Source organism: Streptococcus sanguinis, from assembly GCF_050234405.1.
Taxonomy (GTDB): domain Bacteria; phylum Bacillota; class Bacilli; order Lactobacillales; family Streptococcaceae; genus Streptococcus; species Streptococcus sanguinis_W.
Window position 1 is genome coordinate 146,282 of sequence record NZ_CP092117.1, and the last position, 12,386, is coordinate 158,667.

The following is a 12,386-nucleotide window of genomic DNA, read 5'->3' on the forward strand; positions in this document are numbered from 1 at the left end:
GTGCTTTTGTTAATCGTGCTGAGATGTGTTTTCCACTTTTTGCTTTTATATAGGGATGGATTTTTGCTCTGTTTTTACGAATGTAAAAAATAAAGGAATTTTTTAAGATGATAATGGAGAAAATTTCCAGTCAGCCGCTTGCTTATGAAACGAGAGAATATCGCTGTTTTAGGGAATTGGAGGAGCTTGCTAGAAGCTATAATGCCCAAAAGAAGGGTCAAGAGAAAGCTGACAGAAGGACAGGAATTTGATATACTAGATGGGACTGATATCAAGGAGAATATTTTATATGCATGATACAACGGAAGAAAAAGTTTTAGAGGTTTCAGAGGAGCAGCTGACTAGGGCTGAAAGGTCTGAGCAAAAAATTACCAAGCCAGAGCCGACGCCCTATTTTTTGACGCTCTTATGCAGTTTGGCTATCAGCTTGCTGAGTGTGGTCAATCCTTTTTTGACCAATCTAGCAACGAATTTACAAAGTCAGAACCTCTATGCCGGCTGGGCCATGACTCAAGGGCAGGTGCCTTATTCGCAAATATATGGGACTAGTGGTCTGCTTTACTATCTGATGGCTTGGTCCAGCAGTCTGGCTTTTGGACAGCTTTTGTGGATGATCTTTCAGACGCTGGCTCTGTGGCTGGCTGGACTTTTCCTGCACGAGACCTTGGTGCTCTTACAGCCTAAACAGAATCTATCGCGCAGCCTGCTGCTGCTCTTTTACCTGCTAGTCTTTGCCCTTGGATTTGGCGGTCTTTACTCTAGTATTTTTGTTCTGCCCTTTATTTTTTGGAATCTATCTTTCTTGGTCCGCTATCTGCAGGATTCAATCAAGGATGAAAAGTTCATTCTATATGGAGCTTTCGGAGCTCTTGCTTTTATGATTGATCCGGTTTCCAGCCTAGTCTTCTATTCTTTGACTGCTCTAGTGCTTTTGGTCTACAATATCGCAGCCAAGCGTGCGGCTCGAGGCTTTTATCAGCTTTTAGCTGGTCTCTTTGGCTTCTCAGTGATTTTTTATCCTATCGGCTACTTTACTGTTGCCAATCAAACCTTTGGCCAGGCTATCAGTCAGGTGACCTATGCTTGGGATTCCATCAGCTTAATTGGCAGTCATAGTCTTTCTAATTTGATTTATTATGGCTTGCTGACGGTCGGTCTAGGTTTCATTTCTGCTTTGGGTGTCAATCTCTTTTCAAGAGAAAAGGGGCAGGCAACCAGCCTGCGCGTCTTGCGCTTTATCGGCTTGCTAGGGCTCTTCATTACTGTCTTTGCGGCTTTTATCCTGCCAGATCAGGGCAGCTATCAACTGCTTCCTGCTCTGCCTTTTGCCGTGATTCTTTTTGCTTTGTGGTTCAATAAAGGCAAGCAGCAGGAATCAGGGCGTCATCGTCGGAATCGTCGTCGCCCTACGATGTGGACTTCTTATCTCTCAGGCCAGTTCTTTCTGCCACTCTTAGCCATTTTTTATCTGATTGGTTATCCTTTGGTGAATGAGTATATCTTTTCCAGCGGTGTCTCTGCTGAAAGAAGTGAGGCGGCTCAGTATATTAAGGAAAAGACCAAGGACGGGGATACTATCTATGCTTGGGATACCTCGGCTAGTCTGTATCAGAAGAGCGGCCGCCTATCAGCTGTCTCTCTCTTGTCTCCAACTTTGTATGTGGGAACGGCTGAAAATCGTTTGGGTCTTCAGAATGGACTTGAAAACAGCCAGCCCAAGTATATTTTGGTCAACAATGATGTCAAACTGCTGTCGGATGCGAAACAGCTAATTTCCAAAAATTATAAGGAAGCTGACCTCAAACTCGACCATTTCAAGCTTTATCAACTTAAGTAGTAAAAAATCAATATGTTGTGTATAAAAAGAAAAAATAACTTTTTTGCCACAACATATTGATTTTTAATTTTAACGTGCTATAATGAGTCTTGTATCGACTTATTGATAAAATACTGTTCTTTGGATGAACTGCTGTTGGAGATTTCTTAGAAATTTCTTGGCAGGTGGCTAGTCTGAGGAGACTTGATTTGTCCTAAGGGCAGAGAAAAGGAAGTGTTCGTGATGATTTTAAGGGAAGAGAAGTTTGAAACTGCTCCAGCGATTTATGTGGAGAAGCGGGATGGCCGCAGAGTGGCTTTTGATGTGTCAAAGATTTATAAGGCTATGGTGCGGGCGGCTCAGGAAGTCGGTCCGCTGAATCCAATGCTGGAAGCCAAGCTGGAAGCTATCACAGACCGTATTGTGGCAGAAATCAGCAGTCGCTTCGCTAAGTATGTCAAAATCTATGAGATTCAGAACATCGTTGAGCATGAGCTTTTGAATGCCAAGGAATATGCCATTGCAGAGAACTACATCACTTACCGCACCCAACGGGATTTTGAGCGCTCAAAAGCGACTGATATCAACTTTACCATTGACAAGCTTCTCAACAAAGATCGTACGGTGGTCAACGAGAATGCCAATAAGGACAGCGATGTCTTCAATACCCAACGGGATTTGACGGCTGGGATTGTCGGCAAATCCATCGGTCTTAAGATGCTGCCGCCTCATGTGGCCAATGCCCACCAGAAGGGGGACATCCACTACCATGACTTGGACTACAGCCCTTATACGCCGATGACAAACTGCTGTCTGATTGACTTTGACGGCATGCTGAAAAATGGCTTCAAGATTGGCAATGCAGAAGTAGAAAGTCCCAAGTCTATTCAGACTGCGACAGCGCAAATCTCGCAAATCATTGCCAATGTAGCTTCCAGTCAGTACGGAGGCTGTTCGGCCGATCGGATTGACGAGGTCTTGGCGCCCTATGCTGAGCTTAATTATCAAAAGCATCTCAAGGATGCGGAGCAATGGGTTTTGCCGGATAAGCAGGAAGAGTACGCCTGGGCAAAGACCAAGAAGGACATCTACGATGCCATGCAGTCGCTAGAGTATGAGATTAATACTCTCTTTACCTCTAATGGTCAGACTCCTTTTACTTCGCTAGGCTTTGGTCTGGGAACCAATCGTTTTGAGCGGGAAATTCAGAAGGCTATTCTTAATATCCGTATCAAGGGACTGGGAAGCGAGCACCGCACAGCAATTTTCCCTAAGCTGATTTTCACCCTTAAGCGCGGGCTTAATCTTGAGCCGGGAACGCCTAACTACGACATCAAAGAACTGGCTCTGGAGTGTGCCACTAAGCGTATGTATCCAGATGTCCTTTCCTATGACAAGATTATCGACTTAACTGGATCGTTCAAGGTGCCGATGGGCTGTCGTTCTTTCCTGCAAGGCTGGAAGGATGAAAATGGTCAGGAAGTTAATTCTGGCCGTATGAATCTAGGTGTCGTTACTGTCAATCTGCCGCGGATTGCGCTTGAGTCCGAGGGGGATTTGGATAAATTCTGGGAACTCTTTAACGAGCGGATGAATATCGCTGAAGATGCTTTGGTCTACCGAGTGGAGCGGACCAAAGAAGCTAGTCCAGCCAATGCACCGATTCTTTATCAGTATGGGGCTTTTGGCCAGCGCTTGGGCAAGTATGATCAGGTTGACCAGCTCTTTACTCACCGTCGTGCGACGGTGTCTCTAGGCTATATCGGTCTGTATGAAGTGGCAGCAGTCTTTTACGGCGGTAATTGGGAGACTAATCCAGAAGCCAAGGACTTTACGATTGCTATTGTCAAAGATATGAAGCGCCGGGTGGAAGAGTGGTCCGAGCAGTATGATTATCATTTTTCTGTCTACTCGACGCCATCTGAAAGCCTGACCGACCGTTTCTGTCGCTTGGATACAGAGAAGTTTGGGGTCGTTCCGGATATTACTGACAAGGAATACTATACGAACTCTTTCCACTACGATGTGCGCAAGAATCCAACGCCTTTTGAGAAACTGGACTTTGAGAAGATTTATCCTGAAGTGGGAGCTTCTGGTGGCTTTATCCATTATTGTGAGTACCCTGTGCTTCAGCAAAATCCAAAAGCACTGGAGGCTGTCTGGGACTATGCCTATGACCGAGTCGGCTATCTGGGAACCAATACACCGATTGACCGTTGTTACAAGTGTAACTTTGAGGGAGATTTCACGCCGACCGAGCGGGGCTTCACCTGTCCAAACTGTGGCAACAGCGATCCCAAGATGGTCGATGTGGTCAAACGGACCTGCGGTTACTTAGGAAATCCGCAAGCCCGTCCAATGGTCAACGGCCGTCACAAGGAAATATCAGCTCGGGTCAAGCACATGAATGGATCGACTATTAAGTACGAAGGAAATTAAGATGGGAAAGTATCAATTGGATGACAAAGGAAAGGCTCAGGTGCAGCGTTTCCATGAAAAACATTCGCAGGGCGGCAGCAGCAAAAAAGAACGATTAGCCAAACTGCGTCAGCAATTTTTAGAAAAGAACAAGAAACAATAGAAGTCAGAGTGGGGCGCAAGGCGGTCTCACTCTCTTCGTATCAGGAGGTACTATGGAGCTGAGACGACCAGAACTAGAAGACAAGGAAAAGATTTTAGAGATGCTGGCTGACTTTGAAGCGGCTGGCAGCCGACAGGATGGCTTCTTTGGCGGTGCAGATTTTGTCTATGAGGACTGGCTGGAGACGATTCAGCTAGCTGAGGCAGGTCTAGGCTTGCCAGAAGGTTTTGTGCCTTACGTTCAACTGGTTTCTTTTGCTGCAGATGGTCAGGCTGTGGGCTTTCTCAATCTGCGCTTGCGGCTCAATGATTATTTGCTCCAAGAAGGCGGGCATATCGGCTATAGTATCCGTCCCTCTGCGCGTGGGAAAGGACTCGCAAAAGAGCAGCTGCGACAAGGCTTGCAAGTGGCTAAAAGTAAAAATATAAAACGAGTCCTAGTGACTTGCGATAGTGACAATGCTGCCAGCCGAGCAGTGATTTTGGCTAATGGCGGAGCTTTAGAGGATATTCGAGGCGGGAAAGAGCGTTACTGGATTGATGTCAATTAAGGAGGGAATATGGAGCTAAGACGACCAACTTTGGAAGATAAAGATGCGATTTTGGAGATGATTGCTGAGTTCGATGCAGCAAAATCCTATATGCACGGTGGCATGGGCTCCACTTGGAAGCGAGCAAAGGATTATGAAGATTGGTTACAAATGGTGAGATGGCAGGAAGATGTGGCAAACTTGCCAGCAGGTTGGGTTCCTGCCATCCAATTTTTATCCTTTGATGAGACCGGCTTGCCTCTGGGATTTTTAGCTCTGCGCTTGTCCTTAAATGACAAATTATTTGTGGAGGGTGGGCATATTGGTTATTCTATTCGGCCCAGTCAACGCAGAAAGGGATTGGCTAAGTTGCAGTTAGAGCTAGGACTGGCAGAGGCTCGAAAGCAAGGACTAGGACGAGTGCTGATTACCTGCGATGAAGACAACGAAGCCAGCCGCCGCACCATTCTCTCAGCTGGTGGTGTTTACGAAAATACAATCGACAGAAGTCAGCGTTACTGGATTGATTTGGAGGATGAAGATGAACAATCCCAAACCTCAAGAATGGAAAAGTGAGGAGCTGAGCAAGGGGCGAATCATTGACTATAAGGCCTTTAACTTTGTGGATGGCGAAGGTGTCCGTAACTCCCTCTATGTCAGTGGCTGTATGTTCCACTGTGAGGGCTGCTATAATGCAGCAACCTGGTCTTTCAACGCTGGTATTCCTTATACGCAAGAGTTGGAGGAGCAGATTATGAAAGACTTGGCGGAGCCTTATGTGCAGGGACTGACTCTCCTAGGTGGCGAGCCTTTTCTCAATACGGGCATTCTCCTGCCCTTGGTCAAGCGGATTCGGAGAGAGCTTCCGGATAAGGATATCTGGTCCTGGACGGGCTACACCTGGGAGGAGATGATGCTGGAAACGGAGGATAAGCTGGAGCTGCTAAGTCTGATTGATATTCTGGTGGACGGCCGTTTTGACCTTACCAAGAAGAATCTCATGCTGCAGTTTCGCGGCTCTTCTAATCAACGCATCATTGATGTGCAGAAATCCCTTCAGTCAGGCCAGGTAGTCATCTGGGATAAGCTGAATGATGGCCTCCAGGCCTATGAGCAAGTTGACAGGGATAAGATGCTTTAAAAACTAAGTAAGATACTGATATAAAAGAGGTTTTACCTCTTTTTTTCTGTTGTCAAAAACAGTATAAAATATCGGTTTTTCGAGAGAAAAGAAAGAATTTACCGAAAATTAATACAGACTGTCCTTTTTTGTCAACAAATTTTGGGAAAAACTAAAATATTTTTAAATATTTTAGTGTATCATAATGCATTTATGATATAATAAAATGTATTTATATCTCAGGGGAGAAAAAGGGAGAATTATGAATCAACATAGGAGAAATGTGCCTGCTTCTAAAAAGGGGAAGAAGCTGAGGCTCTTTAATGCAGCTTTACTGACATTGGTAAGCTTGGTTTCAGGTTTGCTTGTTTTTTCTATATTTAAAAATAATGTTCTGGCGTTTCATCACCTGAACCTTATTTTGTCTGCTCTTTTGGCGGCTGTTATTTTACTGGCAGCCTTCTTTGTATGGAAAAATAAGTTCAAAGTTCTGACAACCTTACTTTTGCTTGTGACCTTGCTGGTATCCTCAGGAGCCATGTACGGGGTCAAGGAGCTGATGGACTTATCTAGAGGTGTGAACTCCACTTCAAATTACTCTGAAATTGAAATGGCCGTTTATGTCCGGGCGGACAGCGATAAATCAGATGTGACTCAGCTGCAGAAGCTGACAGCTCCGACTGAAAATGGGGATAAGGACAATGTGACAGCTCTTCTGGAGCACATCAAGAAGACTAAAAAGACAGAACTCACAGTGGAAAACAGCTCGTCTTATATCGCAGCCTACAAGGCCCTCATCAATCAAGAGACTGAGGCCATTGCCCTCAATAGCTCGTTTGGAGACATGCTGGCTTCTCATGATGCTGACTATGCTTCAAAGATAAAGAAAATCTATACTTATAAAATCACCCGTCAAGTAGAGACAGGCAAGCGCAGGGATGATGCCAATGCAGATGTCTTCAATATCTATGTCAGCGGTATTGACACCTATGGCTCGATTTCATCTGTCTCACGCTCAGATGTCAATATCATCATGACGGTTAATCGCAAGACCAAAAAAGTCCTCTTGACGACAACTCCTCGTGATTCTTATGTGGCGATTGCAGATGGAGGAGCTGGGCAGATGGACAAGCTGACCCATGCAGGGATTTACGGGGTAGATGCTTCTATCCACACGCTGGAAAATCTTTACGGTATTCGCATTGACTACTATGTTCGTCTGAATTTCTCTTCTTTCCTCAAGCTGGTAGACCTGCTGGGTGGGATTGATGTTGAAAATGACCAAGAATTTACCAGCCGACACGGCAATCATCATTTCCCAGTAGGGAAAGTCCATATGAACTCAGATCAGGCCCTTGGCTTTGTTCGCGAGCGTTACTCTCTTCAGGGTGGCGACAATGACCGCGGAAAAAATCAAGAAAAAGTTATCGAAGCAGTCATTAAAAAGCTGACTTCAACCAGTGCTTTGAAGAACTACAACGAGATTATTTCCGGCTTGCAAGATTCTATCCAGACCAATATGGAGCTGCCTGTTCTTATGAATCTGGTCAATACCCAGCTGGAGTCAGGTGGAAGCTATCAAGTTCAGTCACAAGCCATCAGCGGAAACGGTCGTATGGATCTACCATCCTATGCTATGCCAGATTCCAATCTCTACATGATGGAAATCCAACCGGAAAGCCTTGATAATGCTAAGGCAGCGATTCAGCAGGTAATGGAAGGGAAAACACCATGATTGATATCCATTCTCATATTATCTTTGATGTGGACGATGGTCCTAAGAATTTTGAGGATTCCAAAAAACTGCTGGAAGAAAGCTATCGACAGGGAGTTCGGACTATTATCTCTACCTCTCATCGCAGAAAGGGCATGTTTGAAACGCCTGAAGAGACCATTAGAGCTAACTTTAAAATGGTAAAAGAACTAGCAGAGCTTGTAGCGCCTGACTTGACGGTTCTCTATGGGGCAGAGATTTACTACACCAGCGATGTGGCGGATAAGTTGGAAAAAGGGATTTTCCCCAGTCTAGCTGGCACACGCTATGTGCTGATTGAGTTTAGCATGGCAACGCCTTATAAAGACATCCATAAAGGTTTGGCTCAGATTCTGCGCTTAGGTCTAACACCGGTCCTTGCTCATATTGAGCGCTATCACTGCCTGGAAAATGATGAAAAGAAGGTGCAGGAACTCATTAATATGGGCTGCTATACTCAAATTAACAGCTCCAGTGTTCTAAAACCTAAGCTGCTTGGAGACTCGCATAAATTTATGAAAAAACGGGCTCAGTTCTTTTTGGAGAAGGACTTGGTCCACTTTGTTGCCAGCGACATGCACAATCTAAGTCAGAGACCGCCCTTTATGAAGGAGGCCTTTGACATCGTAGCTAAGAAATACGGTTCCCGCCGGGCAGAGGCCCTCTTTGGCGGTAACCAAGCATTATTATTGAAAAATGAATTGATTTAGGGGAAAAATGGAAAAACAAGAAAAGCAAATCGTAGAAATCGATATTCTGTCCTTGCTGAGAGCCTTATGGCTGAAGAAATTTACCATCGTATTGGGAGCGGTGCTCTTTTCTTTGCTGGCTTTTGGCTACAGCGTCTTTATTGCTAAGAAAATGTATCAGAGTACCACACGCATCTATGTGGTCAGTCGTCAGAACGAAACGCAGGCAGCTTTGACCAATCAGGACCTGCAGGCAGGGTCTTACCTCGTTAAGGACTTTAAGGAAATCATTCTGTCACAGGCGGTTCTGTCACAGGCAATTAGTGAGTTGAAACTGCAAACGTCACCAAGAGAGCTGACGCGTCACATCACCGTTTCCGTTCCGGCGGATACTCGTATCGTTTCGATTACAGTTAAGGATGACAATCCAGAGGAAGCGGCTCGCATTGCCAATGCCTTCCGTAATATCGCTGCTGAGAAAATCATCGAAGTGACAAAAGTTTCTGATGTGACAACTTTGGAAGAAGCAACAGTCCCAGCAGAGCCTTCTTCACCAAATATTCGGCGTAATGTTATCTTAGGATTTTTAGGGGGCAGTGTCCTGATGTCGATCTTTATCATCGCGGTAGAAATCTTGGATGATCGGGTGAAGAAGCCAGAGGACATTGAAGAAGTCATGGGCTTGACGCTATTGGGCGTTATCCCAGATATGAACAGAATGTAAGGGAGAGAAAATGGCAACCTTAGAATTAGTTAGGAAAAAAAGGAACCTTGTCAAACTAACCGAGGAATACTACAACGCTCTGAGTACTAATGTACAGCTGAGCGGCGCCAATATCAAGATGGTCGAAATAAGCTCGGTGACGGCAAATGAAGGAAAGTCTACAACCTCAGTGAATCTCGCGGCCGCCTTTGCCAGAGCTGGTCATAAGACCTTGATGATCGATGCGGATATCCGCAACTCAGTCATGTCCGGTGTGTTTAGCAGTCAGAGAAAAGTATCAGGACTGACGGACTATCTGTCAGGACAGGCTGCCCTGCATGAAGTCATCAACGATACAGATCTGGAAAATCTGGATGTGATCTTATCTGGTCCAGTATCACCTAATCCGACGGGGCTTTTGCAAAGCAAGCAGTTTGATGCGCTTTTGACTGACCTACGTGTCCGTTATGACTATATCATTGTGGATACTTCACCGATTGGTCTGGTCATTGATGCGGCTATCATTGCTCAGAAATGCGATGCCAGCTTCTTGGTGACTCAAGCAGGTCATATCAAACGAAAAGCAGTCATGAAAGCTAAAGAGCAGTTAGAACAAACGGGAACTCCTTTTTTGGGTGTTGTCCTCAATAAATATAACATTGATTTGGAACGCTATGGTGCCTACGGAACTTATGGGGGATACGGCAGCTATGGCAATTATGGGAAATAATAGGGATTAAAGAGTTTTAGGATAATTGGGAGATTAGGAACATGACAAGAGCGAGAAAAAGAGTCATCTTAATTATTGTTGATATTATTTTGCTCAGTATAAGTCAGGGGATTTCAAAATTCTTCTTAGCAAAATATGTCGGGATAACGGATTTATCTTTTATCTCTATTTTAATGGGGATTATTGTACTGTATTTGACATTTGCAACACTGTCGAATGTCTTTTCTACCATTACAAGGTATACAGATTATAAAACAATGTTTCGAGTGGGGGGCTCAATTTTGGGAGCTTACTCAATTGTATACATTGCAGAGAAAATTTTTTATGAATCCACAAACAGTAGATATATTGTCCTTTCTATGCTGCTATCGTTTTTGTTGGTTATTGCTTCAAGGCTGACTTGGCGGGAGATTCATGAATTCGTGCAGCACCCTTCAGCCTTACTGGGTAAGAAAGTAGATGGGACGAAGACCCTTGTTGTTGGTTCAGGGGATGGTGCTAGTCTCTTTATCAAGACAGCTCAGCAAAAATCAAAAGATTTAAAGATAGTCGCGATTGTAGATGACGATAAGAATAAGCAAAATACGTATCTTCATGGAGTAAAAGTTGTAGGAACAACTGAGCAGATACCTGAAATTGTAGGGAATTATGAAGTCGAACAAATTGTCATTGCCATTCCTTCGTTGGCTCCGGATGATTACGAGCGAATCGTAGAGTACTGCCAACAGACAGAGGTCAAGGTCAATGCCATGCCTAAGTATGAACAGGTGATTACGGGGAAACTATCTGTCAGCAAACTTCAGGAAATTGATATTGCTGATCTGTTAGGGCGTAAAGAAGTTAAGCTGGATCAGCAAAGTTTGAAGTCCAATATTAAATGCAAGACAGTGCTTGTTACGGGGGCCGGTGGATCTATCGGCTCGGAACTTTGCCGTCAGATTGCTCAATTCTGCCCAGCTAGGCTTCTACTTCTAGGTCATGGAGAAAATTCAATTTATTTGATTCACAAGGAGCTGTCAAGCCGTTATAAAGATGACATTGAGCTGATTCCAATCATTGCAGATATTCAAGATAGAGAGAGGATTTTCCATATTATGGAAACCTATCGTCCTGATCGAGTGTATCATGCAGCAGCTCACAAGCATGTTCCCTTGATGGAGTACAATCCGACAGAAGCAGTCAAAAACAATATCTACGGGACACGAAATGTAGCAGAAGCAGCAAAGGCAGCTGGTGTCGCGAAATTTGTCATGATTTCTACAGATAAGGCGGTTAACCCGCCTAATGTTATGGGGGCAACTAAGCGTGTGGCAGAAATGGTCGTGACCAGTTTAAATGAAGAAGGAAAGACTCTTTTCTCAGCTGTCCGCTTTGGGAATGTTTTGGGCAGCCGAGGTAGTGTTGTTCCTTTGTTCAAGGAGCAGATTGCCAAGGGAGGTCCAATCACCGTGACGGACTTTCGAATGACACGTTATTTCATGACGATACCAGAAGCCAGTCGCTTAGTGATTCAGGCTGGAGCCTTGATGCAAGGGGGAGAGGTTTTTGTCTTGGATATGGGCGAGCCTGTGAAAATTTTGGACTTAGCTAAAAAGATGATCACACTCAGTGGCCATACTGAAGAGGAGATTCAGATTCAGGAAGCAGGCATTCGACCGGGCGAAAAGCTATATGAAGAGCTCTTGTCTGCCAAGGAAAAGGTCAATGATCAAGTCTATGAAAAGATTTTTGTAGGAAATGTTCAGTCGCTGCCCAAGACCGAGGTGGATTCCTATGTGGACTCTCTTCTGTCTCTTGGTGCAAATGACCTCAAGGACAGCTTGGTAAAGTTTGCACAGCAATAAGTTTTTAGGATAATCATGTATAAATTTTTTAAACGAACATTAGATATAGTCTTGTCATTCTTAGGAATGATTGTCTTATCACCATTTTTTCTGCTTCTAGTACTCGCTATTAAATTGGATTCAAAAGGACCAGTTTTGTTCAAACAGAAGCGGATTGGTCTGCATAAGAAACACTTCTATATTTTGAAATTCAGAACGATGCGAATTGACACTCCTAAAGATACCCCAACTCATTTACTGGAAAATCCTGAGCAATGGATTACAAAGGTTGGGAAGTTTCTTAGGAAGACGTCTCTGGATGAGTTGCCTCAGATTTGGAATATTTTTGTCGGTGACATGAGTATCATAGGTCCAAGACCGGCTCTTTGGAATCAGTATGATTTGATTGAAGAGCGAGACCGCTATGGAGCAAATGATGTTTTACCAGGTCTGACGGGATGGGCTCAGATTCACGGGCGAGATGAGTTGCCGATTGCCAAGAAAGCTGAATTGGACGGCTACTACGTCCAGCATCTATCTTTTGGATTGGATGTCTGCTGTTTCTTTGGCACCATTAAGAGTGTGGCCAAGAGCGAAGGAGTTGTTGAAGGCGGCACGGGAAATATGGAAAAGAAAGATTAA

General features: G+C 44.5%; 12 protein-coding genes. All 12 read left to right on the forward strand.

The annotated features are described in order from the left end of the window. The first annotated feature begins 289 nt into the window (after positions 1-289). The 12 genes from MFP28_RS00815 to MFP28_RS00870 all read left to right on the forward strand — a co-directional run bounded on the left by MFP28_RS00815 (position 290) and on the right by MFP28_RS00870 (position 12,386). Positions 290-1,837, forward strand: a complete 1,548-nt coding sequence (locus MFP28_RS00815) for a hypothetical protein (RefSeq protein WP_002907757.1) — start codon at positions 290-292, stop codon at positions 1,835-1,837. 222 nt (positions 1,838-2,059) lie between these two features. Next, positions 2,060-4,255, forward strand: coding sequence for an anaerobic ribonucleoside-triphosphate reductase (gene nrdD, locus MFP28_RS00820; RefSeq protein WP_002907758.1), 2,196 nt, complete (start codon positions 2,060-2,062; stop codon positions 4,253-4,255). A 1-nt stretch (position 4,256) separates the two neighbouring features. Then, entirely contained in the window at positions 4,257-4,397 is a 141-nt protein-coding gene (locus MFP28_RS00825; protein WP_002902050.1) for a hypothetical protein, read from the forward strand. 52 nt (positions 4,398-4,449) lie between these two features. Beyond that, positions 4,450-4,947, forward strand: coding sequence for a GNAT family N-acetyltransferase (locus MFP28_RS00830; RefSeq protein ID WP_002907767.1), 498 nt, complete (start codon positions 4,450-4,452; stop codon positions 4,945-4,947). Positions 4,948-4,956: 9 nt separating this feature from the next. After that, the gene (locus MFP28_RS00835) at positions 4,957-5,502 is read left to right on the forward strand and encodes a GNAT family N-acetyltransferase (protein WP_002907772.1); all 546 of its coding nucleotides are present in this window, start codon (positions 4,957-4,959) and stop codon (positions 5,500-5,502) included. Further along, a complete protein-coding gene (gene nrdG, locus MFP28_RS00840) occupies positions 5,468-6,067 on the forward strand; it encodes an anaerobic ribonucleoside-triphosphate reductase activating protein (protein ID WP_002899261.1) in 600 nt (199 codons plus the stop codon). The genes MFP28_RS00835 and nrdG overlap by 35 nt, the downstream gene beginning before the upstream one ends. A gap of 205 nt (positions 6,068-6,272) precedes the next feature. Beyond that, positions 6,273-7,781, forward strand: coding sequence for an LCP family protein (locus MFP28_RS00845; protein ID WP_002907774.1), 1,509 nt, complete (start codon positions 6,273-6,275; stop codon positions 7,779-7,781). Continuing rightward, positions 7,778-8,509: a capsular polysaccharide biosynthesis protein Cps4B gene (gene cps4B, locus MFP28_RS00850; RefSeq protein WP_002907775.1), complete on the forward strand. Its 732-nt coding sequence runs from the start codon at positions 7,778-7,780 to the stop codon at positions 8,507-8,509. Before MFP28_RS00845 ends, cps4B begins: the two co-directional genes overlap by 4 nt. A gap of 7 nt (positions 8,510-8,516) precedes the next feature. Further along, a complete protein-coding gene (locus tag MFP28_RS00855) occupies positions 8,517-9,212 on the forward strand; it encodes a Wzz/FepE/Etk N-terminal domain-containing protein (protein WP_002894051.1) in 696 nt (231 codons plus the stop codon). Positions 9,213-9,222: 10 nt separating this feature from the next. Further along, on the forward strand, positions 9,223-9,921 hold the full coding sequence (locus MFP28_RS00860; RefSeq protein WP_002894050.1) for a polysaccharide biosynthesis tyrosine autokinase: 699 nt from the start codon (positions 9,223-9,225) through the stop codon (positions 9,919-9,921). Between the two features lie 41 nt (positions 9,922-9,962). Further along, positions 9,963-11,765 carry a polysaccharide biosynthesis protein gene (locus MFP28_RS00865; protein WP_002907777.1) on the forward strand — a complete coding sequence of 601 codons (1,803 nt, stop codon included), beginning with the start codon at positions 9,963-9,965 and terminating at the stop codon, positions 11,763-11,765. A 15-nt stretch (positions 11,766-11,780) separates the two neighbouring features. After that, positions 11,781-12,386, forward strand: coding sequence for a sugar transferase (locus tag MFP28_RS00870; protein ID WP_002907779.1), 606 nt, complete (start codon positions 11,781-11,783; stop codon positions 12,384-12,386).